Below are 23900 nucleotides of genomic sequence, written 5' to 3' on the forward strand. Positions count from 1 at the left end.
ACCGGACACAAAAGCGGGAACGGATGTACGTAATTGTTTGAACCTGTTACTTTGTGTTCACATCGCTCACACCAGTGAGCCAGCTCACTCAACCAGGGAGGTTGACGCGTGACGTCGACTCTTGCGGCAGAAGGCGTGCTTTCGTTCAACACGAACGCGCTGGACTACGTGCTCATCGCCGTGTACTTCGTGTTCGTTCTCGGGATCGGCTACGTCGCCCGCCGACAGCTCTCCACCAGCTTGGACTTCTTTCTTTCGGGACGCAGACTCCCCGCGTGGGTCACCGGCATCGCCTTCGTGTCCGCGAACCTCGGCGCCGTCGAGATCATGGGCATGTCCGCAAACGGCGCCCAGCTGGGCCTCGCCACCATGCATTACTACTGGATCGGTGCGATCCCCGCGATGCTGTTCCTCGGCATCGTGATGATGCCGTTCTACTACGGCTCCAAGGTGCGCAGCGTCCCCGAGTTCATGCGCAAACGATTCGACACCAAAGCCCACCTCGTCAACGCCATCAGTTTCGCCGTCGCACAGATTCTCATCGCGGGCGTCAACCTGTTCCTGCTGGCCACCGTCGTGAAAGTCCTTCTCGGATGGTCACTGTGGGTCTCGCTCATCGTGGCCGCAGCCATCGTGCTCACCTACACCGTCCTCGGTGGCCTCTCCGCAGCGATCTACAACGAGGTGCTGCAGTTCTTCGTCATCCTTGCCGCCCTGGTTCCGCTCACGGTGATCGGTTTGATCAAGATCGGCGGGTGGTCCGGCCTCAAGGACAAAGTCGTACCGACGGTCACCGACGGCACCGTCACTGCGTCGGCGGGAGAACAACTCTCGTCCTGGCCGGGGCAAGCGCTGAGCGGGTTCGACTCACCGATCCTGTCCGTGATCGGCATCGTGTTCGGTCTCGGATTCGTCCTGTCCTTCGGATACTGGACGACCAACTTCGTCGAGGTACAGCGCGCGATGGCGTCGAGCTCGATGTCCGCAGCGCGGCGCGCACCGATCATCGGTGCGATCCCGAAGATGCTGGTGCCCTTCGTCGTCGTGGTCCCCGGCATGATCGCTGCCGCCGCGATCGGGGACATGATCAACCTGAAGGAGAACGGAACCGGCGACATCACGTACAACGACGCGATGCTGCTGATGATGCGGGACATCCTCCCCAACGGCCTACTGGGCGTGGCCGTCGCCGGCTTGATGGCTGCCTTCATGGCGGGTATGGCGGCTAACATCTCCGCCTTCAACACCGTCTTCAGTTACGACCTGTGGCAGCAATACATCGTCAAGAACCGCGAGGACGGTTACTACATCACCGTCGGTCGCGTCGCGACTGTCGCCGCAACGATTCTCGCGATCTTCACCGCGCTCATCGCGTCGGGCTACTCCAACTTGATGGACTACCTGCAGACGCTGTTCGGGTTCTTCAACGCTCCCCTGTTCGCCACCTTCATCCTCGGTATGTTCTGGAAGAAGATGACGCCCGCAGCCGGATGGATCGGACTTGTCTCGGGCACGTCGGCAGCGGTCCTCGTCTTCATTCTGTCCGAAGTCGGCGTGATCAACCTTCCAGGACAGGGCATGCCGTTCGTCGCGGCGTCGGCTGCATTCGTCGTCGACATCGTGGTCAGCATCGGCGTCAGCATGGTGACACAGCCGAAACCGGTGAAGGAACTGGTCGGATTCGTCTACTCGGAAACTCCGCGGGACATGTTCACCGATCCCGAAGACGCCACGAACCCCTGGTACAAGCGACCGGTTCCCCTGGCAGGCTTCGCGTTCGGCCTCGTCGTCGTCCTCAACATCGTCTTCCACTAGAGGAGAACCGGAAATGACTACACCCGACAAGAATCCCGGCCTGGTGGCGCGGTTGTTCGACATCCGCTCCGTCATCGGCGCATTGCTCGGCATCTACGGGATCCTGCTGACCCTCGCCGGCCTGTTTCCATCTGTCTTCGGTAACAAGACCCACTCGTCGCCGTCGAACAACGTCGTCGACATGAGCGTCGGTACCAGCGCCAACCTGTGGGTCGGACTGGTGATGCTCGCAATCGCACTGATCTTCGGCGGCTGGGCAATCGCCCGTCCCGCAGTCGTGGGCGACGCACCGGGCGAATAGCGCCCCGGGTGAGTGGGGACGCGTCTCGACGGACACGTCCCCACTCACCCGCAGGGTCACAACAGGCCCCTCAACTCGGCCGCGCCTGCTCTGAGAAAACGCACGAGCGCGTCGTTGTCCGGCGATACTCGGCCCGCAATTCCTTGCAAACACAGACCGCCGACGACCTCGGACCCCGCATCACGGACCGGAACCGCGAGGGCCGCTCGGCCGATGCGCGATTCCTCGTTCTCGAACGACAATTCGGCCGCAAGGATTTGCGCAATATCGGCGTGCAACGACAACCCATCCACGACGGTACGAGCGGTGACGGGTCTCAGTTCGAGGCCGTCCAGGCACCGAGGCCGGTAAGCCAACATCAGCTTGCCCGCAGCGTGTGCGTGCAGGTTTCGGGAAATCGTCGCTGCGGAGACCACCTCGTGATCCGGATCGGTGTCGACGGTCCGCAATGTTCCACCCCGAAACGATGTGACGTACAAGCCGTGCCGTGTCTCGCCGCGCATGGCGTCGACCACCTGGGCGACGGAACGAACCGGCTCGGTGCCGGTCGCCGCGTATGCGAGTTCGGACGTCCGGCGACCCAATGCGAAACCCGACAGGTCCGGGGTTCGCGCCAGGAAGCCGTCGGCGACGAGGTAATTGAGCATTCGATACGCCGTGGCCGGAGGCACATCCGTGTGTGCAGCGATCTGTTTGGCGGTCACGCCCGCTCCGAGATATGCCACCGCCTCGAGCATCGCGAGCGCTTTCTGAACAGCCTTCGGCTGCTGTCCTCCGAAGCCCGTCCCCGAACCTCGTTGTCTCTCGGCCCGGCCCGATGCACCCAACGCCTCACGTCGTTCGGTCGCCACGGTCACCGCCCGCGAGGACTCGACGTGAGGACGGGCCGACCGGTGTCGTCGATTTCGAGTGATGCCGATCCCGGCAAAAGATCCTCGGTCTGCACGCTGTCGAAAACGCCGATGGCATCGATACTTCCGGGACGGAAACGACGGAGGATCGCGAACCACACCGATCCCGACGCCGCCAGACCGACGCACCAGAGGATGTACAGCCAGGCGCCCAGCCGACCGGTGTCGATGACGGTGACCACCAGCAGACCCGCACCGGCCGCGGCGGCGAGTACCCCGCACGATCTGGTGAAGGCGGTGTGTTCGTCGATGCGTTCGAGGAAACGCAGAGCCGCTACGGCCAGCATCGTGTAGCCGAGGATGAGCGCGATCTCGACCACCACGTCGTAGTTGTCCGGGGCGTGATCCGGGTCGTGCCACACAGAACCGATCAACGACGCCACGACGAAGAGGGCGACGGCGGCGTAGGGCGTACGGAATCTCGCGTGCACACGCTCGAACATTCCGGGGATGACTCGTTCGAGGCTCATCGAGAACAGCAGACGTGAACCTGCCTGCGCGAAACCGAGAGTCGACGCGATCCACGACGAACACACTCCGACGTTCACCGCCAACACCAGAGCTGCGCTCGCGCCGGACTCGGTGCCGCCGAAGTACGCGCCGAGCAGCACTCCCGCGTGTCCGGTCATTCCTGCCCATCCCGCGAAAACGTAGAGTGCCCCGACGAGCATCGGCGTCACCAGAACAGTGGATGTCACCGTCCGCAACGGTTTTCGTGCTTCCGGACCGAAAAACGCGGCGCTCTCGAACCCAGCCAGGCTCAGAATCGTCTGCATTGCCAGAAACAGCACGAACCCGATCGGCGCGGACGAGGACGAGGTGCCCACCGCTGTTTCGACAGGTGCCTGCAGCATGAGGACGGATATGAGCACCAACGTGCACACCTCGATGACGAGAATCGTTCGCGCCGCGAAGCGAACACCCCGGATCGCAACGAGTCCGACGGCCGCCGCCACGACCACACAGGCGCCCGTCGACGACCATGACGGCAACGAGAGCCCCACTTCGTCGCCCAGCTTGACCAGGTTGGCACCCGCGTTGGACAACACCGAGATGGACACTCCGACGTATCCCACGAGCAACGCGGCTCCCGCTGTCAGAGTCGCACGCTTGCCCAGTCCGTGCGCCACGAAGCTGTACAACGAACCCGACGCTGCGAGCCTGCAGGTGAACTGACGGATGCACAGCGACACCAGAGCCATCACGAGGGTCGCGCCGACGATCGCGGCCATCCCGCCGACCCCGTTGTGAGCCGACGACATCCACAACGCGATGAAGACCATGCACGTCGCGGGCGCCATCGTCGACATGGATTGCCCGACCAGGTCGAACGGCGTCAGCTGCCTCCGACCTAGTGCGCTCAGAGGTGACCGAACGACATCGGTCGGCCGCTCGGTGAGCGCGGCCTCCCGTAGAGCTGCGCTCAGTGCGCTTGTGTTCATGTGCATCCTGGTGGAGAGGTGGACCTGTCCGGAGAAATGTACGACCACCCGGTTGCACCCGTGTTTCGTCGATGACGGTTGTGCAACGTTCAAGTGAGAATCTCACCGAAGAATCTGCGCCGGGCGAACTCGTTATGTGTCCTGCGCCACTTCCCCACCGCCGGCGCTTCGTCTACCAGGGGCATCCCGAGGTTTCTTGTTTCACACGGGGCAGACGAGCACGTAACGCAGCAGAAGCAACCGCGTCGCATCGCACTCCCATGCTGTGAACCGACCACTCGAACAACTCGGGTCGGTGCAAGGAGAAAGTGAGGGCGCACGATGGTCTGGGCAGCTCTTTCCAGCGTGATCGGTGCGGTTCTGTTGGTGGCCGGGCTTCCGAAGGTACGTGACCGCACGCGGATGATCCGTGTCGTCCGCGGATACAAGGTCCTGCCCGACGGCATGGCCGCGGTGGTCGGAAGCGCCCTGCCGTACGTCGAGATCCTTCTCGGGATCGCGCTGATCCTCGGTATCGTTCCGGCCCTGACCGGGTCGCTGTCGGCACTGTTGTTCGCGGCCTTCTTCGTCGGCCTGACCATCAACCTGATCCGCGGACGTCGAGAACTCGATTGCGGGTGCTTCGCGTTCGGAGGCGGTACCGACGAGATCGAACACATCGGGTGGTGGCATTCGACGCGCGCAGCAACGCTCGCGATTGCCGGTTCGGCTGTTGCGCTCGCTCCCTCCATCACCGTCGTGGAACGCATCACCGGTGCAGGGGTCGGCGTGTTCGCCGTGACCGTCGTGTGTGTCGGTCTGTACGTCCGCTCGTTCATGTCGTTCGGTCGCCGCCCCATCGACGACTACCTGACCAACGCCGCCATCGAGATGCGCGCCGTCTCGACCATCAGCCGTTACTGACCACCACCACTCGAAAGGCCCACTCGTCATGACCGTCTTCCTCACCACCATGGTCGTCCTGCTGGCCGCGGCCGTCGTCGGACTTCTGCTGATGATTCTCGGGCTCGCCCGCGAAATCGGGCGCGTACAAGTACGTCTCGGTCCTCTGGGCGCCCGCATGATGGACACCGGACCCAAGATCGAGCAGGTCGGCCCGACGTTCCACGGCCTGAAAGATCATGTCGGGCGAACGGTCAGCGTCGCAGGCCACCGGGACCGTCCACAGCTCTTGTTGTTCACCGCACCAGGGTGCTCGACATGCAAGTCGTTGCTTCCCGGTATGAAGGCAATGGCGAAGGGCGAGAGCGACGTAGACATCGTCGTGATCTCCGACGGTACGCCGGAAGAACACGCGGAATTCCTCGCCGGCGCCGGCATCGGAAGTGAGATGAGCTACGTCGACGGACGCGACGTCGGCATCGCCTACCAGGTCGGAACCACTCCCTTCGGAGTCATGCTCGACGAGCACGGCAAGATCAAGGCCAAGGGCCTGTGCAATCACATGGCGCAGGTCGAAAGCTTGCTCAACGCACTGGAATCCGGCACACCTTCCCTGCAGCACCTTCACACCCAGGCCGCTGCCAACCGCGGCGTCGCTTGATTTTTCGCCAACCGAACAAGGACGGAGAACACATGGATCATCAGGACCACGACCACAGCGATCACGCGAACCCCACCGAACAGCGATACCCCGTTGACGAAAGCGTCGTCGCAGAGCAAGCCGAGTGGATGGCAGGCCGCGGCGGTAGTTTCGCGAGTCGATCAGGGCGCAAGCTTTCCGAGCGTGTCTCACGCCGATCGATGATCTCCCGTATCGGGCGCTGGACCCTCGGCGCATCAGGAGTGGCCATCGTCAGCTCGCTCCCGGTGTCGCGTGCGTACGCCCAAGAAACACCGTCGGCCCCGACCCCGGAGCCCCAGGTTCCCGAGTACGACGGCAGCAACCCGGCCGAATGCGACTACTGGCGCTGGTGTTCGATGGACGGAACGTCCTGTGCTGCATGTCAAGGCGGCGGATTGACCACGTGCGCACCGGGATCCAAGCCCGGCGCGGAGTTCTGGGTCGGCTGCTGCACCAACCCGGCAGACGGAAAGACTTACCTCATCGCGTACTACGACTGCTGCGGAGCCCCCAGCTGCTCCAACGCATTCTGCGGCGAGCCGGACATGCAAGCATCGATGTACAACCCCGTCAGCGGCAGCTACGACCAGGAAATCATCTGGTGTGTCTCGGACGAGTCTCAGGCATACACCTGCACCATGGCTCCGATCGTCGGCGCCGACTGCCAGGCACGCCCCGCTGCGCGCCCGAAGGTGGGTGCGGGCTCGTGACACGACACAGCCGCAGAGCAGCCATCGCGGTCGTTCCGGTCGCGGCACTGCTCGCCGTCACCTCCTGCAGTTCTTCCAGCGAGGACACCGAGGAGTCCGCATCGTCGACCGAGGTGACCTACCCCACCGTCGAATTCACCGTTCCAGGTGAGGGGATCGGCCTCGGGGAGGAAGACCAGGAGATCACCGGCCAGATTCCCGAACCGTTGCACGTCGCAGAGATCACCCCGATCGGCGCCGATCAGATCCTCGGCATAGAAGGCGGCTTCGGCAAACTCGAGATGACCGTCAACGCGCTCGATCCGGCAACGGGTGAAGTCACGACACGAATCACGGTCGGACCAGGCATCTGGGATCCAGTCGTACACGGATTCGTCGGAGACAGCGCGAGCGACCCCGCCGTCATCGCCGCCGAAGTGTGGCGCCCACGCGGATCACGAGGAGCTGCGGACTTCACCGTGAGCACGTACTCCGGGAATCTCCTCGAGCCGAAGGAAGCCTCGCTCCCCGACGTTGCCCGTGTGCACTCCCGCGAAGGATCGAACGCGGTCACCTCCGACGGCAAGTACTTCGTCAGCTGGGACGACGGCCTGTACGGAATCCGAGTCGTCGACCTCGAAGCGGGCACGGAATCCGGTGCCATCCGCATCGTCGGGTGCGGCCCGTTCACCTGGATGGTCGGGCACGACCTGTACAGCGTCTGCGAAGACACCCGGGAACTGTTGCACGTCAACATCGGCGAGGACGGCGTACCGACCGAAGTCGGACGCGGCAAGGTGCTACCGGACGACTTCGTCAGTGCCCGGAAGACCACGTTCGCCGAGGAAGCCAAGAAGGCATTGCTGGTCAGCGAGAACGGTGACGTGTACCTCTTCGACGTGTCGGGCGGACTGCCCACCGACACCGTTGCGCCGATCGGCAACGCGGGCGACCCGTCGGGACGGTTCTCGGAGAACGTCGTCAACGCCGACGCCAGCCGAATTGCCATCAGTTACACCGACAGCATCGTCCATCCGGACTCCGCGCGCGGGGGGTCCGTCGCCAAGGTCGTACTCTTCGACGCCGCCAACCTTGCACCGGTGAAGTCGTTGGCCCTCGCGGACATGGGTATCGAGAGTTTCTCGTCCATGGCGTACAGCGTCGACGGCACGACGTTCTACGTACTCGGCGACGGGCAGGAGGTCGACGGCGAAGCACCACAGAAGCTCGTCGGGTTCGACGCCTCGACCGGCGCGCAGGTCAGTTCGGTGGACATCGACGGCGCCGTCACGCCGATCACCGACCTGATCACACCCGAGGTGATGGAGTGACTCGACCGGACCCCCGGTTGATGCTAGGCCGACGCCGATTCCTGTCCCTGGCGACAGCAGGCGTCGGCCTGGCGGGAATCGGCGTACTCGGAGTGACCGGATGCAGCTCCTCGTCGGACGCTGCATCCGGCACGACCGACAAGCTCGACTACATCAAGCCCACCGACCCGGAGGTCTCAGCAGCGGAGGCTGCGCGGTCGTCCACCGGCAGAACGGTTGCGTACGCACTTGCTGCCGGGTTCGGGACCGTCGACCTGGGTGGCCGGTTCGTCGACACCTGGACTTACGGGACCGGTGCGCTCGCTCCCGAGATCCGATCGACCGCAGGCGACACCGTGCGCGTGTCGGTGACGAACTCGCTGCCGTCCGACACCAGCATCCACTGGCACGGAATCCGCATCCGTAACGACATGGACGGCGTGCCGCCGGTAACGCAGGACGCCATCGTGCCCGGTTCGACGTTCGACTACTCGTTCGTTGCACCGGATCCTGGAACATATTGGTATCACTCGCATTCCGGACTTCAGGCCGACCGCGGCTTGTTCGGTGCACTGATCGTGGAGGATCCCGACGACACATCCGGGGCCGACGCCGATGCCGTCCTCGTGCTCGACGACTGGGTGGACGGCATGGGGACGAGCCCGGACGCGGTCATGGCTGCACTGAACCCCGATCTGCACGGCGGTGGCCATGCCGGACACGGCGGCGCGAACGCTCCGATTCCTGTCGGCACCGACGAAGCCACCGTTGCAACTGCATTGACGTCGACAGGCCACGGAGATTCGCAGGCGCTCGGCGGGATGACGCAGCACATCGCTTACCCGATGCACCTGATCAACGGTCGACCGCCCAACGACCCCGCAGTGGTCGAGGCTGCACCGGGTTCGCGCCTGCGTTTACGCATAGTCAACGCGGGAGCGGAGACGCCGTACAGATTCGCAGTTGCCGGTCACCGTATGACGATCATCGCGGTCGACGGTTACGCCGTCGTGCCCACCGAGGCCGACGCCATCCTCGTCGGGATGGCGCAACGCTACGACGTGATGGTCACAGTGGCGTCGGGTGCATGGCCGATCGTCGCTGCGGTGGAGGGCCGCCCGGGATATGCGTCGACGGTGCTGCGCACTACTGATGCGGCGCCTCTGACCGATCCCGATGTGGGAGGGTCCATCCCCGAACTCGGCCGCGAGCTCGTGCTCGAGAGCTCGCTGCGTCCTGCCGCGAAGACCGTACTGACCCCCAAGTCTCCCGACCGCGACTATCGGGTCGACCTGTTGCAGGCCGGCGACCGGTACGTGTGGGCAATGGCCGGGGCAGACGCAGGCAAACTCGTGATGAAACAGGGTGAACGCGTTCGAATCACGATGAACAACACGTCGACCATGTGGCATCCGATGCACACACACGGTCACACGTTCGCGGTGCCCGAGTACGGCGGACTCCGCCGAGACACCGTCAACGTACTGCCCGGCACATCGCTCGCAATCGAATTCGACGCCGACAACCCTGGCGAGTGGATGTTCCACTGCCACAACGCTTACCACTTCGAAGCCGGTATGACGGCCAACTTGATGTACATCCGATGAGAGGTAACCCATGAAGAAACTTCTGATTCTGACACTCGCGCTGGCGGCCCTGTTCGGATTCACCGCCTGCAGCAGTGATTCCGGGAGCGACGAGCCGGCTGCCACCGTCCGCGTCGAGAACATGAGCTACAGCCCGGCGTCGGTGACCATCAAGAAGGGCGAGACGGTCGAGTGGGTATTCGACGACAACGGGCTACCCCACGACGTCGTCGAATCGAGCAACGAGACATTCAAGAGTGAACTGCTCACCGAGGGCAGCTACACCTACACCTTCGAGGAGGCAGGCACATTCGACTACCACTGCACCCCGCACCCGATGATGCTCGGCACCGTCGTCGTCGAGGACTGAGAACCGCCGTGTCGATCTCGATTCTGCTGCTCGCCTCCGGGTGTGCGTCCGAACCCGACATCGACGCGACCGTGCTCGTCAGCAACGTCCGCTTCGAACCGCAGGAGGTGTTCGTTCCCGTCGGGGGCACCGTCGAATGGCAGTTCGACGATGGAGGACTTCTTCACGAGGTTCACGCCGACGGTGTCTTCGACAGTGGTGTCAACGGCGACAGCACATTTCGATTCACGTTCGACACGCCTGGTGACGTGGAGTACCACTGCTCGATTCACCCGTACATGTCCGGAACGGTTCACGTCGGTTGACGCGAGCCATGCACCGAGGAGGTAACAGATGACCACCATGATCGATCACACCGCACTGCAGCAGGATATGCCGCAGATCAGGCCGCCGCTCAGGGCGTCGGTAGGTCTCGGAAGCCGCACCCTTCTCGCGTCCGCCGCCGCGGCACTCGGCGCAGGCTCAGCACTTGTGTTCTCGCCCACGCCGGCAGCAAGCCTGACGGGCGCGGTCGTCGCGGCGGGAGCGATCACCGCTCTTGCGGCCAATTGGTCGACGTGCGGGATGTCCGTCGCCGGTGTCGTCGTGGCGCCCAAGCAGCCCGGACGCAGGGGTGCGTCGACTCCTGCGCGTCGGCTCGCCTGGCACGCACTGGGTTCCGTGACGACGGGGTCGATCACGGGTGCCGCCCTCGGCGCCGTCGGCGGATTCGTACTGGGCGCAGTGCCCGTCGCGCTTGTGCTCGGCGTGTGGGCTGCGCTGTCGTTGGCCTACGGTCTGCACGAAACGGGACTGCTGAAGATGCCGACACCGATGCGTCGACAGCAACTCCCTCGGCACCTTCGACGCAGCATGGAACCGTGGAAGGTGTCGTTGCTGTTCGGCGCCATCATCGGACCTGGTTTCCTGATCTACATCAGGTCCAGCGCGTACTACCTTCTGGCACTGGGAGTAGCGGCTGTGGGATCGCCCGCCCTGGGGGCTGCGATGTTCGTGACGGTATCGCTCGGTCGATGCATGCCCAGCCTGTTCGCCCTGCTGTACACCCGTCGAGGCGGTTCGATGCCCGGTTTCCTCTCTTTGATGTGCATCGTGGATCGGCGAGTCCAGGCCATCACCGGCGCTGTGTTGATCGGTCTCGCTGCCTTCGCCACCGTGGGGATTGTTTAGAAGCCCGTCGAACCGTCAATCCACGACTTCGAGCGGGGACAGCCCCTCGTTCCCAGAAGTCAGGTCGACCGGAAGGTTTTCGATGAGCATCAACGACGACGACATCACCACCAGCGGATCCGGCGGAGAAGGCCCCGCTGACGGTGGATCCAACCCCAACGGCCACGACGGCGGAGCCGACGGCACCGCAGGCCCGGGTGAAGGACCCGCAGACGGCGGATCCAACCCCAACGGCCACGACGGCGGAGCCGACGGCACCGCAGGTCCGGGTGAAGGACCCGCGGACGGCGGTTCCAACCCGAACGGACACGACGGCGGTGCGGACGGCTCGGCTTGAGCGACATGCACGCAGACCAGCGCGGACCGGAATTCCGGTCCGCGCTCGGTCGTCTGATCTCCATTCCCGAGCGCGCTTTCTCCGACGAGGTGTGGGGGCGCACGCCGTTGCTCACCCGCGCCTCGGAACTCGACCGCACATTCGAGGATCTGCTGACTCCGTCCGACGTCGACGAGCTGGTGTCGCACCGCGGCGTCCGCACTCCCTTCGCACGGATGGCCAAGGACGGCGCGCTGCTGGACAAGTCCGAGTTCACGTCGTCGGCCGGCTTCGGGGCCGAGATGCCGGATCAGCTCGACTCGTCCGCGGTGTTGTCCGCGTTCGCCGACGGACACACGCTGGTGTTGCAAGGACTTCATCGCCTGTGGCCGCCGCTGATCGACTTCACCCGTGATCTGGTGGACGACCTCGGTCATCCGAGTCAGGTCAATGCGTACATCACCCCCGCCGCCTCGACGGGGTTCTCGCCGCACTACGACGTGCACGACGTGTTCGTCCTTCAGATCAGTGGCGAGAAGCGGTGGATGATTCACCCTCCCGTTCATACGCATCCCTTGTCGAACCAACCGTGGTCCGACCGGCGCGAAGCCGTCGAGAAGCAGGCCAGCAACACGCCGTACCTCGACACAATCCTGACGCCGGGTGACGTCCTCTATCTGCCGCGGGGATGGATTCATTCCGCGGAAGCATTGGGCGACACGACGATTCATCTCACCATCGGCGTGGCGTCGTTCAACAACTACGACATCGCACATCGCGTTCTCGGCGCGCTCCAGGACGACGCGCGCATCCGCGAGCCATTGCCCGCGGGACTGGACCTGACGGATCCGGACTCGACCGCACCACACGTGGACCGCGTACTCGACGACGTCGCAGCGGCATTGGAACGCATCCGATCGGATCCGGATGCCCGCCGTGCGATCGCCGACGAATTGGCCGCGCGCCTGGTCGCGATCACTCGACCGGCACCGGTCGATCCGCTGCGCACGGTCGCGTTCATCGCCGCCCTCGACGCTGCTTCCGTGGTCCGATGGAGGCAGGGGCTGTCCCCTCGCATCACCCGCAGCAACGGACGGGTCCACGTCGGCCTTCGCGACAAGACGATCTCCCTGCCCGACGAGTGCGCCGGTGCACTCGACGATCTCCGCAGCGGACAATCCCGCCGTGTCGCGGACATGCGCGGTCTCGACCCCGACAGCGCGCTGGTGGTGGTGAAACGGCTACTCAAAGAGGGCATCGTTGTGCCGTCGGAGTGATCTGCTCCCGCACGTATAGTTAGCCGAGTGAACGGAATCGCAGGTGGCCGCCGCGTCTCACTCACAGCAGCCGCGGGACTCGCCGCAGCGATGGGCGTCGGCCGGTTCGTCTTCACCCCTCTCCTACCGATCATGGTGGACTCCGCCGGAGTCACGCCGAGCAGCGGCGCAGTCATCGCGACGGCAAACTACACCGGTTACCTCGTGGGAGCGATACTTCTGTCGCTCCGCCCCACCCTCAACAGCACAACGGCGTTCCGTGCCTGGGTCGCCCTGCTCGTCGCCAGCGAGGTCGCGATGGCGTTCGCCGACGGCACCCTCGTGTTCTCGATACTCAGGTTCGTCGCCGGTCTGGCGAGCGCCGCCGTGTTCCTCGGCTGCGCGAGCACCGTCGCGCGGCACGTCGGCGCGTCACCCGGCATCGCGTTCGGCGGTGTAGGAGCGGGAATCGCCGCGTCCGGCGTTCTCACTCTCGTTGCAGCACAACATCTTTCGTGGCAGGCATTGTGGATTGCGTCCGCCGCACTGACCGCCGTCGTGATCTCACCTACGTTCGCGCTCGAAATTCGCGCCGAGTCCAGGCGGCCCAGCGGCAACGTCGGGCCCTCGACGCAGGAACACCGAATCTGGCGAGTTCTGCTTGCTGCGTACTTCCTCGAAGGACTCGGATACATCATCGTCGGCACCTTCCTCGTCGCCGCCGTCGGCGGACACGGAAGCTCGTCCGTCGGCCCCGTGGTGTGGATCGTCGTCGGGTGCGCCGCAGTTCCGGCAACCGTGCTGTGGCACGCGGTCGCCCAACGCATCACACCGCCGCGAGCACTCGTCGCCGCCTTCGGCCTGCAGACGGTGTCCGCGATCCTGCCTGCAGTCAGCGACAGCCCTGCGGTCGCGCTCGTCGCCGCAGTTCTCTTCGGCGGCACGTTCATGGGCATCACCATGCTGACCATGGGCATGGCCGCCGGGCTGCCCATCGGGAGAACGGCCGCAACACTGACGACCGTCTACGGCATCGGACAGGTCATGGGCCCCCTCGTCGTCGCCCCGGCGCTCGGCGACTCCTACTCCACCGCCTTCGTGGTGGCGGCCGTCGTGTTGGCACTGGGCAACATCGGCGCAGTCGCAGTGTCACGCCTCCAAGCTCGAGCCTGACGCTTCTGCCGACTCGATAGATCTGCATCACAGTAAAGATTTCCTATGCCACGGGTCACACGTGCGTTACTCTATGTGCACATAGAGCAACGGTGTTGCACACAGTGCAACAGATTCTTCGGAGGCACCCTTGAACAGAACAAGCACACGGACGTTGCGCCTGGTGATCGGGAGTGGCGCCGCAGCCCTGATGATCGGGACGATCACCGGCTGCGCAGACCGCTCCGGTGGCGGTTCGTCGGACGAGGACTTTCCCAGTGGGAACATCACGCTCCTGACCCCGACCGCCGCCGGAGGCGCGACCGACCTCACAGCACGCACCCTCGGCAAACAGATGGAAGCGGACCTCGGAGTGAGTGTCATCGTCGAGAATCGCCCTGGGGGCGCAGGATCCATCGGAATGCAATATCTCGCAGATCAGGACGCGAACGGCTACACCATCGGTGTTCTCCCCGTCGAAGTCAGCCTACTGGGACATCAGGGGTACTCCATCGACCCGGCCGCATACGACTTCCTCGGTCAGGTCAACTCGCAACCGGGAACCATCGCAGTGCCCGCGAACAGCCCGTTCCAGACTCTCGACGATCTCGTGACCGCAGCACGAAACGAACCCGGTGCCGTCACCGTCTCCAACGCAGGACCCGGATCCATCTGGGAAGCAGGCGCACTCGAACTCGGTCGTGTTGCGGATGTGCAATTCACCGGAGTCCCCTTCGACGGTGGCGCACCCGCGGTGACCGCAGCAGTCGGTTCCCAGGTGGACGCAGTCGTCGCCGGGATCGGGGAAACCGCCCCAGCGCACGCGGACGGACGCCTCCGCGTACTGGCGGTGTTCACCGATGAGCCTGCTCCCGCGCTACCCGGGGTGCCCACTGCCGGCGAACTGGGGCTCGACGTCGTGATCGGCAGTTGGGCTGCTGTCGCAGCACCTGCAGGACTTCCCGACGATGTGGCCTCCAAGCTCGAAAGTGCGATCGAGTCCGCCTCGGCCACGGACGAATACATCGATCTGATCGAATCCGGCGGCAACCTACCCCTCTACCGTTCCGCCGAAGAGACCACCACGTTCGTCGGAACCGAATCCGATCGCTTCGAACAACTGGCGGCTCAGGAATGACAACCCGAGATCTCCCCATCAGTCCCGGTGTTTCGGAAGATCGGACAGAGCCGGACGATCGGCCGCCGAACAGCAAGGCCTACGAGTGCACCATCGGGATCGTCGTGGTTGCTGTCGGCGTTGCCGTGTACTTCGCATCGGCGTCGATCGACATCGCTCGTGAAGGCCAGCAATTCGGGCCCCGGTGGTGGCCGACGGCTCTGGCCGTATCCATGGTCGCGATCGGACTCGTGCTGATCACCAGCGCGCTCCTCACCCGCATTTCCTCGGACGAACCTTCCATCACCAAATCCGGAACGGTGGCGCTCACCGCGACACTCGCGGCGATTGTCGTGTACGGCTTCGCCTGGCAGTACTTCGATTTCCGTGTCGTCACGGTGCTCTTGCTCGCCGCGATCACGGCTGTTTCCGGCGGGCGGGGAATCAAGGCGCTCGTACTGTTTCCTATCGTCACAACGCTGATCCTTTGGGCGATCTTCGGTCTGCTACTTCGGGTACCGCTGTGAGTGCCGTGACCGAGGGCTTGAGCGCCCTCCTCGACCCCAGCATCGGCCTGTGTCTGCTGGTCGGAGTTCTCCTCGGTACCCTCGTCGGCGCCGTACCCGGCATCACCGCGGCGATGGCAGTGGCGCTGGCGGCAGGTTTCACTCTGACGCTCGAACCGTTGCAGGGGCTGTCCGTTCTGCTGTCTATCTACGTGGCAGCGCAGTTCGGAGACCGAGTGCCGTCGATCCTGATCAACACGCCGGGGACACCCGCTTCGATCGCCACCACGTTCGACGGCTTCCCCATGGCACGGCAGGGTAGGGCAGGAATCGCGCTGACGAGCTCTGCACTGGTGTCAGCCGTGGGATCGGTCATCGGTATCTGCATCCTGATCTTCGCTGCTCAGCCGATAGCCAGCGTCGCGCTTCGATTCGGACCGGCCGAGATGTTCGCGCTCGTCGTGTTCGGAATGACGATGATGATCGGGGTTTCCGGAGGCCGCGTCGCAAAGGGCCTCGTCGCGGGCATTCTCGGGTTGTTACTGGGTACGATCGGCCGCGACCCGATCACCGGTGACGGACGCTTCACTTTCGGGCTGAACGAACTGAGCTCTGGAATACCTTTCATCGCAGCGATCGTCGGACTGTTCGGGATCGCGGAGGTGTTCAACCAGATGATCTGTCGGCACGCCACCCACACCCCCTCTCCGATAACGCAACTCGGCAAGTGGTGGCCGAACAGGGATGAACGTCGAGAACTGGTCAAACCGGCTCTCATCGGATCCGGTGTAGGTGCCGTCGTCGGAGTCGTACCGGCAGCAGGCGGCGACATCGCGGGCATCGTCTCGTGGGATCAGGCCCGTCGCGCGTCGAAGACGCCCGAGAAATTCGGCAAGGGATCACTCGAAGGACTCGCGGCTGCGGACACCGCCAGCACAGCGACCATGGGTGGGTCACTCACCACGACACTTGCACTGGGAGTACCCGGAGACGCCGTCATGGCCGTGATGATCGGTTCGATGGTCATCTGGGGACTGCAACCCGGACCCGCGCTGTTCATCGATTCACCCGATCTGGTCTACAGCCTCGCGGCGATCATGCTGCTGGCCACGTTCACTGCACTCGCACTGGCGTTGGTGCGAATGCGCGGGGTCATCAAGCTGCTCGACCTGCCGCAGAAGTACCTGTGGGCTGTCATCATCACTTTCTGCATGGTCGGTACCTACGCGGTCCAGAACTCAGCTTTCGACGTTGCCTTGATGCTCGTGTTCGGACTACTCGGACTGTTGCTGCGTCGAAACGGATTTCCCGCCGGACCGCTCGTCCTCGGCCTCATTCTCGGGCCGCTGGCCGAGAGCAACATCAGACGCGCATTCCTCATCGACGGGGCAGCAAGTATCTACACCAGCGGAATAGCCGTGGGTCTTCTGGTACTCAGCGCACTCGCAGTCCTCGGACCATATCTCCGTACCGGTATCAGGAAGGGCTTACGCCGGAAGCCGAAGGAGAGCATCGATGCCTGACATTCTGTGCATCGGAGAGACGATGACCCTGGTCGCTCCTGTCGACGCGGCACCACTGGTGTCAGCAGATCTGTTCTCGCTCCACATGGGTGGGGCAGAGTCCACGGTCGCGCTGTACCTAGCCGAGCAAGGCCACGACGTGGCGTGGGCAAGCCAGGTCGGCAGCGACCCTTTAGGTACCCGCATTGTCACCGACATAGCAGCGCACGGCGTCGACACCTCGTACGTCACCCTTGTCGATGCACCCACCGGCGTCTACTTCAAGGACCCGGACGACGGGGTGACGACGGTGCACTACTACCGGCGAGGCTCGGCAGCGTCACTCATGTCCCCTGCAACGCTCGAGACTCTGCCGCTCGCCGACGTGTCCTACGTGCACGTCTCGGGCATCAACGCCGGGCTCTCCGATTCGTGCGGAGCGATGATGCAGGCACTGTTCGACATCTGCGAGGACCTACCCACTCGAATTTCGTTCGACGTCAACTACCGGCGAGGGGTATGGGGAATCGAAAGCGCCTCCCCCATCCTCCTCGACCTGGCTCGACGGGCCGACATCGTTTTCGTCGGACGCGACGAAGCCGCCGAACTGTGGGGTACGACCGACGCATTGTCGGTCCGTACTTTGATCGGCGCTGGTCGACGCCATTCCGACAAGTTGGTCGTCAAGGACGGTGACGTCGGCGCCACCGAGTTCACCGCCTCGGGGTCGGTCTTCGTTCCCGCTCACGACGTACAGGTGATCGAAGTCGTCGGCGCCGGGGACGCATTCGCTGCCGGATACTTGTCGGGTTTGTCGACCGGAAAAGATTCGCACGGAAGGCTCACGATGGGCCACGATCTTGCTGCGCGAGCACTTACCAGTACCAACGATTTCGTCCCCGCAGCCGGACTCGATGTCTGATCCGGCCACATCCGAAGGAGCAGTCGATGTCGCAGAGCGTGGAACGCGCAGTGGAAATACTGGAATTCGTGGCGATTGCGCCTCGAACACAGAGCGAGATTGCCGCTCACCTCGACGTGCACCGCTCGACAGCACTGCGCGTTCTGCAGACCCTGACCGACTACGGCCTCACACGCAAGCGCGAGGACGGGAAGTACAGCGTCGGATACCGATTGGCCGGACTGGCGAACGCTGCGCGTGAGCAATTCGATTTCGCAAACGTGGCCAGGCCCTACCTCGTCGGGCTGGGTGAACAGTGCCTGCACACGATCCACCTCGCCGCTCTCGAAGGTCGACGAATCATCTATGTGGACAAGATCGAACAACCAGGAATGATAAAACTGTTCTCTCAGATCGGCGCACCGGTGTGTCTGCACACTGCGGGCGTCAGCAAAGCCATTCTCGCGTTTCAAAGCCCGGACGTGGTCGATTCCGTGATGGCGGCAGCAGATTTCGAGAAACACACCTCGACGACGATCACCTCTCGAACCAGCTTCGACGAAGAGCTGGCGGTCGTCACCGAGCGCGGATGGTCCGTCGACGACGCGGAATACGAGGACTACGTCAACTGTGTCGCGATGCCGGTGCGCGATGCTAGCAACCGGGTCGTCGCTGCCGTGTCCATCACCGCGCTGAAAGGGCGTGCGGACCTCGCAGCCCTCGAACTACTACTGCCCGATCTACGCGCAGTGACCGACAACGTATCTAAGGAACTCGGATGGAGACCATGAACACCTGGTTCGACCAGGCATTCTCAGGAGCCCCGGTAATGGCAATCCTGCGGGGATTCACTCCCACCAGAACCGTCGAGCTCGCGCAGCGAGGTTGGGACGCCGGGATCACTTGTATCGAAGTACCCATCCAGTCCCCTGCCGCCGTCGCCGCGCTGGAAGCAGTGGCGAACGCTGCAGCAGATCGGGGATTCTCGGTGGGCGCGGGAACGGTGGTCAGTCCGGAACTCGTTGTTGCGGCCTATAATTCAGGTGCCGCATTCACCGTCGCTCCTGGCTTCGATCCCGCGGTCGCGAAAGCGAGCATGGACCTGTCGATGCCCCACCTGCCCGGTGTTGCCACCGGAACCGACGTGCAGCAGGCCGCGGGTTTCGGCATGAAATGGGTGAAGGCATTTCCTGCATCCGTTCTCGGTTCGGCCTGGTTCTCGGCAATGAAAGGGCCGTTCCCTGCGATGCGGTTCGTCGCTACCGGAGGAATGAACGCCCGCAACGCCGCCGAATACCTCCAGGCAGGCGCACACGTCGTCGCGGTCGGATCCGCGCTCGAGGACGACACCCAGATCGACCTTCTTACAAATCTTTTCGTATCTCGATAGGAGAATTTCGACCATGCCTTCTCTTCTCAACGATGTCTACCGGCCGGAAACGACGCGGTACGACTCGATGCAGTACCGCCCCGTCGGAACATCCGGGTTGTTGCTTCCCGCCCTGTCACTCGGCATGTGGCACAACTTCGGTGATGACACACCGATCCAGAAGCAGCGTGACATCGTCCGAGCCGCCTTCGATCTGGGAATCACACATTTCGACCTCGCCAACGGATACGGTCCCCCGATGGGATCGGCCGAGAAGAACGTCGGACGCATCCTGGAAGAGGACTTCGCGAACCTACGTGACGAGATCGTCGTCTCCACGAAAGCCGGGTACGACTTCTTTCCCGGGCCGTACGGGCGAGGCGGCGGTTCCAAATATCTGCTCGGTAGCCTCGAACATTCGCTGCGCAGTTTGCGACTGGACTACGTCGACATCTTCTACAGCCATCGATTCGATCCGAACACACCACTCGAAGAAACGGCACGTGCCCTCGACGCGGCCGTGCGCTCCGGTAAGGCTCGCTACGCTGGAATCTCCTCGTACTCCGCAGCCCGCACTGCCGAAATGGCCGAACTGCTACGCGACCTCGGAACGCCGTTGGCCATCCACCAGCCGTCGTATTCTTTGCTGAACAGGTGGGTCGAGGATGGCGAACCTGCGTTGCTCGACGTTCTCGAAGCCCAGGGCATCGGATGTATCGCGTTCTCGGCACTCGCACAGGGATTGTTGACGGCGAAGTATCTCGACGGAATACCGGAGGGGTCCCGTGCGACACAGGGAAAGACGTTGCGCGACGGCATGCTGTCGGACAAGAATCTTCGAAACGTCGCAGCACTGAACAAGATCGCTGAGCGTCGCGGTCAATCGCTCGCTCAGATGGCACTCGCATGGGTACTGCGGAAGTCCCCCATTTCGTCCGTGCTGGTCGGCGCGTCCCGTCCGGGTCAACTGTCGGACAGTGTTCTCGCGCTGCAGAGCCCGGAATTCACAAGGGACGACCTCGCCGAGATCGATACATACGCGGTCGACGGCGAGCTGAATATATGGCTCGCGTCCTCGACGGCATGAGCACCCAAGGCCTGGACGCCATCACAGCCGACGAACAGGCGGTGGAATTGGACGCGTTCGATTACGACGACGTATGGGCCCTCGGCAGGCGGATGCGGGAGGTCGCCTCCGCCCGGAACCTGCCTTTGGTCATCGGGGTTGTGCACGGGGAGCAGCGCGCGTTCCACGCAGCGCTACCCGGGGCCTACCCGGAAAGTGATCATTGGTTGTCGCGAAAGCTGAATACCGCCCGTCGGTACGGGCGGAGCTCAATGGGTGTGCTCGAATTCTTCCTCGCGACGGGCCGTGACTTCGATACACAGTCCCACCTCCCCGCAGAGAAGTACGCAGCCGCAGGTGGCGTCGTACCGATCCGAGTCCGAGGTGTCGGGATCGTCGGCTACGTCGGGGTCTCCGGACTCCCGCACCGCGAGGACCATGCGTTCGTCATGGAGCAGCTCCGAGGATTCGCTGAGGCTGGTTGAGAAGGAGCCCCGGGTGGAGCGCGCGGCATAGTTCCGGCACGATCGACGGATGAAGACGATTGCGCGTGTGCTGCTCGGGGTCTTTCTCATGTTCGCTGGCTTCAGCCATCTGTTCTGGGCGCGCACAGAATTTGCCGCACAGGTGCCGACGTGGGTTCCTTTGGACACCGACTTCGTCGTTCTCGCGTCGGGCGTAGTGGAGATAGCCCTGGGACTGGCGCTCGTGTTCGTCCGTAGGCCGGCTGTGGGCTGGATCGTCGCGGCATTCTTCGTCGCGGTGTTTCCGGGAAACATCAGCCAGTTCCTGACGCACACCGACGCGTTCGGTCTCGATACCGACGCCGCACGCGGAGTCCGGTTGCTGTTCCAGCCACTGCTGATCGTGTGGGCGTTGTGGTGCACCGATGCGATCGGACGACGGCGAAGAGTAGCGTCGCGATCATGACGTCCTGGCGGAAATCCGAGTCGGTGAATCTGATGCTCGACGACCTCGACACCTGGGCCGTCGTGGGCCTTTCCGGTAATCCGCAGCGCACCGCCTACGAGATCGCTTCCCTCCTTCAACGCAGAGGCAAACGTGTCGTCCCGATTCACCCGGACGCGCCGACGGTTCTCGGCGAACAGGGATACGCGACGCTCGCCGAGGTGCCGTTTCCGATCGATGTCGTCGACGTGTTCCGTCGATCCGAGCAGGCAGGTCGGTTCGCTGACGAGGCCGTCGCGGTGGGCGCGAAAGGCGTGTGGTTTCAGCTGGGCGTCATCGACGAAGCCGCCTTCGCTCGGACTCTCGCCGCCGGGGTTCCCATGGTGATGGACACCTGCCCGGCCATCGAGTGGCGTCGCCGCTGAGCTCTCGATCGGTACCCCGATTTCCCTTGGGCTCCTCGCCAGGGTCAGTATGAAGAGAAGAACTGATTACTTGGACCAAGCAACGAGGTAGGCATGAGCGACGCAGCAGCGATCGGGGACGGCATCCTCCAGATCCCCGTCCCCATCACCGACAGTCCGCTCGGCCACACGCTTGTCTACGCCATGGAGTCTCCCGGCGGCCTGGTCCTCGTCGACGCGGGATGGGACGACGACAACGCTTGGGCCGGCCTCACCTCCGGTTTGGAAGCCGTCGGACGCTCGATCACCGACGTCGAGGGCGTGGTGCTGACGCACTTCCATCCTGATCACACCGGCCTGTGCGGCCGCGTCCGCGAGGCATCGGGAGCATGGATCGCGATGCACGAGGCCGACCACGCAGAGTTCGAGGACATGACGACACCGCGAGGCCCCGAGTGGATCGAGCGCCAGCGCGCGAACATGACCGCCGCCGGCGCACCGAACGCCGACATCGCCGCATGGGAGGAACTCGAACTGCAACCGCCGACCGGGCCCGACTCGGCGCCCGATCGCATCCTTCGCGACGGCGAAACGATCGCGCTGACCGGACGGAATCTGCAGGCCGTGTTCACCCCCGGCCACACCCCGGGTCACGTGTGCTTTCATCTGCCCGACGCCGACGTCATGTTCACCGGCGATCACGTCCTGCAGAAGACGACACCCCACGTCGGCAACTTCGTCTACCCGCTCGAGGAGCGAGATGCGCTTGCAGAGTTCTTCGACTCGCTGCGCCACGTGCAGTCCATGAACGTGACGCGCGGACTGGGTTCCCACGGAATAGGCATCGACGACGTCGGAGTGCGCGCGGGCGAACTCATCGAGCACCACGAAGAACGACTCGACCATCTCTGTCAAGCATTCGCCGACGACGAGATCACCGTCTGGGAGGTCGCCGAACGCATGAAGTGGTACAAACCTTGGAGCGACATCTCCCCGTTCCACAAGACACTCGCACTGTCCGAAGCTGCCGCGCATCTTCGACACCTGGTGTCCCGCAACCAGGTTGTTCAGGTCGCCGGCTCGTCACCCGCGCTCTTCGCCAGGGCCTGAACCAGCGGGAGGCGTCATCTCGAGGCGCACGCCCATCAGGCGTACCTTGCGCGAGTGGTCCAACCTCTGCACCAACGCGGCCGCCGCGTCGGAAATGATCTGTGTGTCGAAGGTGGGCGGACCGTCGAGGGCAGCTGTGGTGGTGTGGGTTTCGAAAGGCGCGTAACGCACCTTCAGCGTTACCCGCACAGCAGGTCTGTCCTCTGCGACGAGGTCCTCACGCACCTTCAGCGCCAGAGCCCTCACCTCCTCGGTGATCGCCTCCCAATCCTCCAGGTTCTCCTGAAACGTGGTTTCCCGGCTGTGAGAACGAGCAATCCACGGCGCCGCGGACACCGGCGACAGGTCGACCCCTCGCCCTTTGGTTCCGATCCACGGCCCGGTTTTCGGACCGAACGCAGCTGCCAGCGCGGAATCGTCGGTTGCCGCCAACTCCGACACCGTGGTGATACCGAGACTCGCAAGCTTCTTCGCGGTCTTCTTCCCGATTCCCCACAACGCATCCGTCGGGCGGTCTCCCATCACCTCGAACCAGTTGGCGGACGTCAAGGTGTAGATACCCTGCGGCTTGCCGAAATCCGTTGCAATCTTCGCGCGTAACTTGTTGTCCCCGATGCCGACCGAACAATGCAGCCCGGACGCATCTAACACCGTGTCGTGAACCCTGCGTGCGAAGGACACCGGATCCTCGGTCTCGACGCCGAGAAACGCCTCGTCCCAACCCATCACTTCGACCACCACGTTCAAGCTTCGGAGTGCGTCCATCACGATGTTCGACGCCGCCGTATATGCCTCCCCGTCGACCGGCAGGAAGATCGCGTCGGGCAGCTTCTTGAACGCGACCCGCAACGGCATCCCCGATCCGACGCCGAACGCCCGCGCCTCGTAGGAGGCCGTCGACACCACTCCCCGTTCGGTCGGGTCCCCCCTACCGCCCACCACGACCTGCTTCCCCGCCAGCTCGGGATTTCGTAGCACCTCCACCGCCGCAATGAACTGGTCCATGTCCACATGCAGCACCCATCGTCGGCGCACAGATGCGGTCATGCCGCCCATTCTGCGCCAACCTCGCACCGCCCGTCGATCCCCCGGTCGTGGATGTCGCCGCGGGCCGGGTAGACACGCGTCGTTCGC

27 protein-coding genes are annotated in these 23900 nt (G+C 63.8%); 24 read left to right on the top strand and 3 right to left on the bottom strand.

What is annotated here, in order from left to right; genetic code table 11:
- Nucleotides 1-108: 108 nt before the first annotated feature.
- Entirely contained in the window at nucleotides 109-1815 is a 1707-nt protein-coding gene (locus CH290_RS17290; RefSeq protein ID WP_371828559.1) for a sodium:solute symporter family protein, read from the top strand.
- A 13-nt stretch (nucleotides 1816-1828) separates the two neighbouring features.
- Nucleotides 1829-2116, top strand: coding sequence for a hypothetical protein (locus tag CH290_RS17295; protein ID WP_020112690.1), 288 nt, complete (start codon nucleotides 1829-1831; stop codon nucleotides 2114-2116).
- A 56-nt stretch (nucleotides 2117-2172) separates the two neighbouring features.
- Here CH290_RS17295 and CH290_RS17300 read toward each other — a convergent pair whose 3' ends face one another.
- Complete coding sequence (locus tag CH290_RS17300; RefSeq protein WP_230620843.1) at nucleotides 2173-2973, bottom strand: IclR family transcriptional regulator; 801 nt, start codon at nucleotides 2971-2973, stop codon at nucleotides 2173-2175.
- Nucleotides 2970-4469 carry an APC family permease gene (locus CH290_RS17305; protein WP_080748579.1) on the bottom strand — a complete coding sequence of 500 codons (1500 nt, stop codon included), beginning with the start codon at nucleotides 4467-4469 and terminating at the stop codon, nucleotides 2970-2972. Before CH290_RS17305 ends, CH290_RS17300 begins: the two co-directional genes overlap by 4 nt.
- Nucleotides 4470-4790: 321 nt before the next feature.
- Between CH290_RS17305 and CH290_RS17310 the strand changes: the two genes are divergently transcribed.
- The 22 genes from CH290_RS17310 to CH290_RS17415 all read left to right on the top strand — a co-directional run bounded on the left by CH290_RS17310 (nucleotide 4791) and on the right by CH290_RS17415 (nucleotide 22766).
- Nucleotides 4791-5372 (top strand): MauE/DoxX family redox-associated membrane protein, encoded by a 582-nt coding sequence (locus CH290_RS17310; protein ID WP_033187973.1) that lies wholly within the window; start codon nucleotides 4791-4793, stop codon nucleotides 5370-5372.
- Nucleotides 5373-5400: 28 nt separating this feature from the next.
- Entirely contained in the window at nucleotides 5401-6012 is a 612-nt protein-coding gene (locus CH290_RS17315; RefSeq protein ID WP_020112686.1) for a redoxin domain-containing protein, read from the top strand.
- 32 nt (nucleotides 6013-6044) lie between these two features.
- Nucleotides 6045-6743, top strand: coding sequence for a methylamine dehydrogenase light chain (locus CH290_RS17320; protein ID WP_020112685.1), 699 nt, complete (start codon nucleotides 6045-6047; stop codon nucleotides 6741-6743).
- On the top strand, nucleotides 6740-8053 hold the full coding sequence (locus CH290_RS17325) for a TolB-like translocation protein (protein ID WP_033187974.1): 1314 nt from the start codon (nucleotides 6740-6742) through the stop codon (nucleotides 8051-8053). Before CH290_RS17320 ends, CH290_RS17325 begins: the two co-directional genes overlap by 4 nt.
- A gap of 20 nt (nucleotides 8054-8073) precedes the next feature.
- Nucleotides 8074-9639 carry a multicopper oxidase family protein gene (locus tag CH290_RS17330; protein ID WP_170947616.1) on the top strand — a complete coding sequence of 522 codons (1566 nt, stop codon included), beginning with the start codon at nucleotides 8074-8076 and terminating at the stop codon, nucleotides 9637-9639.
- Nucleotides 9640-9649: 10 nt separating this feature from the next.
- Nucleotides 9650-9988, top strand: coding sequence for a plastocyanin/azurin family copper-binding protein (locus CH290_RS17335; RefSeq protein WP_033187976.1), 339 nt, complete (start codon nucleotides 9650-9652; stop codon nucleotides 9986-9988).
- 8 nt (nucleotides 9989-9996) lie between these two features.
- A complete protein-coding gene (locus CH290_RS17340; protein WP_371828560.1) occupies nucleotides 9997-10293 on the top strand; it encodes a cupredoxin domain-containing protein in 297 nt (98 codons plus the stop codon).
- Between the two features lie 28 nt (nucleotides 10294-10321).
- The gene (locus CH290_RS17345; RefSeq protein ID WP_052082957.1) at nucleotides 10322-11158 is read left to right on the top strand and encodes a hypothetical protein; all 837 of its coding nucleotides are present in this window, start codon (nucleotides 10322-10324) and stop codon (nucleotides 11156-11158) included.
- An 82-nt stretch (nucleotides 11159-11240) separates the two neighbouring features.
- A complete protein-coding gene (locus CH290_RS17350) occupies nucleotides 11241-11495 on the top strand; it encodes a hypothetical protein (protein WP_019667678.1) in 255 nt (84 codons plus the stop codon).
- A 5-nt stretch (nucleotides 11496-11500) separates the two neighbouring features.
- Complete coding sequence (locus tag CH290_RS17355) at nucleotides 11501-12751, top strand: cupin domain-containing protein (RefSeq protein ID WP_033187978.1); 1251 nt, start codon at nucleotides 11501-11503, stop codon at nucleotides 12749-12751.
- A gap of 27 nt (nucleotides 12752-12778) precedes the next feature.
- Nucleotides 12779-13903, top strand: coding sequence for a YbfB/YjiJ family MFS transporter (locus CH290_RS17360; protein WP_033187979.1), 1125 nt, complete (start codon nucleotides 12779-12781; stop codon nucleotides 13901-13903).
- Nucleotides 13904-14033: 130 nt separating this feature from the next.
- Entirely contained in the window at nucleotides 14034-15020 is a 987-nt protein-coding gene (locus CH290_RS17365) for a tripartite tricarboxylate transporter substrate binding protein (protein ID WP_230620844.1), read from the top strand.
- The gene (locus tag CH290_RS17370; protein WP_019667674.1) at nucleotides 15017-15526 is read left to right on the top strand and encodes a tripartite tricarboxylate transporter TctB family protein; all 510 of its coding nucleotides are present in this window, start codon (nucleotides 15017-15019) and stop codon (nucleotides 15524-15526) included. The genes CH290_RS17365 and CH290_RS17370 overlap by 4 nt, the downstream gene beginning before the upstream one ends.
- On the top strand, nucleotides 15523-17028 hold the full coding sequence (locus tag CH290_RS17375; protein WP_033187980.1) for a tripartite tricarboxylate transporter permease: 1506 nt from the start codon (nucleotides 15523-15525) through the stop codon (nucleotides 17026-17028). Before CH290_RS17370 ends, CH290_RS17375 begins: the two co-directional genes overlap by 4 nt.
- The gene (locus CH290_RS17380) at nucleotides 17021-17929 is read left to right on the top strand and encodes a sugar kinase (protein WP_019667672.1); all 909 of its coding nucleotides are present in this window, start codon (nucleotides 17021-17023) and stop codon (nucleotides 17927-17929) included. The genes CH290_RS17375 and CH290_RS17380 overlap by 8 nt, the downstream gene beginning before the upstream one ends.
- A 26-nt stretch (nucleotides 17930-17955) precedes the next feature.
- Entirely contained in the window at nucleotides 17956-18699 is a 744-nt protein-coding gene (locus CH290_RS17385) for an IclR family transcriptional regulator (RefSeq protein ID WP_019667671.1), read from the top strand.
- A complete protein-coding gene (locus CH290_RS17390; protein WP_033187981.1) occupies nucleotides 18687-19298 on the top strand; it encodes a bifunctional 4-hydroxy-2-oxoglutarate aldolase/2-dehydro-3-deoxy-phosphogluconate aldolase in 612 nt (203 codons plus the stop codon). The genes CH290_RS17385 and CH290_RS17390 overlap by 13 nt, the downstream gene beginning before the upstream one ends.
- A 13-nt stretch (nucleotides 19299-19311) precedes the next feature.
- On the top strand, nucleotides 19312-20364 hold the full coding sequence (gene mgrA / locus CH290_RS17395; protein WP_019667669.1) for an L-glyceraldehyde 3-phosphate reductase: 1053 nt from the start codon (nucleotides 19312-19314) through the stop codon (nucleotides 20362-20364).
- Nucleotides 20361-20828 carry a heme-degrading domain-containing protein gene (locus CH290_RS17400; protein WP_230595454.1) on the top strand — a complete coding sequence of 156 codons (468 nt, stop codon included), beginning with the start codon at nucleotides 20361-20363 and terminating at the stop codon, nucleotides 20826-20828. The genes mgrA and CH290_RS17400 overlap by 4 nt, the downstream gene beginning before the upstream one ends.
- 49 nt (nucleotides 20829-20877) lie before the next feature.
- Nucleotides 20878-21273, top strand: a complete 396-nt coding sequence (locus CH290_RS17405) for a DoxX family protein (protein WP_019667667.1) — start codon at nucleotides 20878-20880, stop codon at nucleotides 21271-21273.
- A complete protein-coding gene (locus tag CH290_RS17410; protein ID WP_371828561.1) occupies nucleotides 21270-21677 on the top strand; it encodes a CoA-binding protein in 408 nt (135 codons plus the stop codon). The genes CH290_RS17405 and CH290_RS17410 overlap by 4 nt, the downstream gene beginning before the upstream one ends.
- 93 nt (nucleotides 21678-21770) lie before the next feature.
- Entirely contained in the window at nucleotides 21771-22766 is a 996-nt protein-coding gene (locus tag CH290_RS17415; protein ID WP_033187982.1) for an MBL fold metallo-hydrolase, read from the top strand.
- Here CH290_RS17415 and CH290_RS17420 read toward each other — a convergent pair.
- Complete coding sequence (locus CH290_RS17420) at nucleotides 22740-23813, bottom strand: DNA polymerase IV (RefSeq protein ID WP_170947614.1); 1074 nt, start codon at nucleotides 23811-23813, stop codon at nucleotides 22740-22742. The genes CH290_RS17415 and CH290_RS17420 overlap by 27 nt on opposite strands.
- Nucleotides 23814-23900: the final 87 nt, after the last annotated feature.

It is taken from the genome of Rhodococcus sp. 06-156-4 (assembly GCF_002259345.1).
Taxonomy (GTDB): Bacteria; Actinomycetota; Actinomycetes; order Mycobacteriales; family Mycobacteriaceae; genus Rhodococcoides; species Rhodococcoides fascians_E.

Bases quoted from the DNA above. Each gene is read 5' to 3' on its own strand.
- CH290_RS17295 (WP_020112690.1), top strand. From the start codon at position 1,829: ATGACTACACCCGACAAGAATCCCGGCCTGGTGGCGCGGTTGTTCGAC.
- CH290_RS17305 (WP_080748579.1), bottom strand. From the start codon at position 4,469: ATGAACACAAGCGCACTGAGCGCAGCTCTACGGGAGGCCGCGCTCACC.
- CH290_RS17310 (WP_033187973.1), top strand. From the start codon at position 4,791: ATGGTCTGGGCAGCTCTTTCCAGCGTGATCGGTGCGGTTCTGTTGGTG.
- CH290_RS17315 (WP_020112686.1), top strand. From the start codon at position 5,401: ATGACCGTCTTCCTCACCACCATGGTCGTCCTGCTGGCCGCGGCCGTC.
- CH290_RS17320 (WP_020112685.1), top strand. From the start codon at position 6,045: ATGGATCATCAGGACCACGACCACAGCGATCACGCGAACCCCACCGAA.
- CH290_RS17330 (WP_170947616.1), top strand. From the start codon at position 8,074: ATGCTAGGCCGACGCCGATTCCTGTCCCTGGCGACAGCAGGCGTCGGC.
- CH290_RS17335 (WP_033187976.1), top strand. From the start codon at position 9,650: ATGAAGAAACTTCTGATTCTGACACTCGCGCTGGCGGCCCTGTTCGGA.
- CH290_RS17345 (WP_052082957.1), top strand. From the start codon at position 10,322: ATGACCACCATGATCGATCACACCGCACTGCAGCAGGATATGCCGCAG.
- CH290_RS17350 (WP_019667678.1), top strand. From the start codon at position 11,241: ATGAGCATCAACGACGACGACATCACCACCAGCGGATCCGGCGGAGAA.
- CH290_RS17355 (WP_033187978.1), top strand. From the start codon at position 11,501: ATGCACGCAGACCAGCGCGGACCGGAATTCCGGTCCGCGCTCGGTCGT.
- CH290_RS17370 (WP_019667674.1), top strand. From the start codon at position 15,017: ATGACAACCCGAGATCTCCCCATCAGTCCCGGTGTTTCGGAAGATCGG.
- CH290_RS17380 (WP_019667672.1), top strand. From the start codon at position 17,021: ATGCCTGACATTCTGTGCATCGGAGAGACGATGACCCTGGTCGCTCCT.
- CH290_RS17385 (WP_019667671.1), top strand. From the start codon at position 17,956: ATGTCGCAGAGCGTGGAACGCGCAGTGGAAATACTGGAATTCGTGGCG.
- CH290_RS17390 (WP_033187981.1), top strand. From the start codon at position 18,687: ATGGAGACCATGAACACCTGGTTCGACCAGGCATTCTCAGGAGCCCCG.
- mgrA (WP_019667669.1), top strand. From the start codon at position 19,312: ATGCCTTCTCTTCTCAACGATGTCTACCGGCCGGAAACGACGCGGTAC.
- CH290_RS17400 (WP_230595454.1), top strand. From the start codon at position 20,361: ATGAGCACCCAAGGCCTGGACGCCATCACAGCCGACGAACAGGCGGTG.
- CH290_RS17405 (WP_019667667.1), top strand. From the start codon at position 20,878: ATGAAGACGATTGCGCGTGTGCTGCTCGGGGTCTTTCTCATGTTCGCT.
- CH290_RS17410 (WP_371828561.1), top strand. From the start codon at position 21,270: ATGACGTCCTGGCGGAAATCCGAGTCGGTGAATCTGATGCTCGACGAC.
- CH290_RS17415 (WP_033187982.1), top strand. From the start codon at position 21,771: ATGAGCGACGCAGCAGCGATCGGGGACGGCATCCTCCAGATCCCCGTC.
- CH290_RS17420 (WP_170947614.1), bottom strand. From the start codon at position 23,813: ATGACCGCATCTGTGCGCCGACGATGGGTGCTGCATGTGGACATGGAC.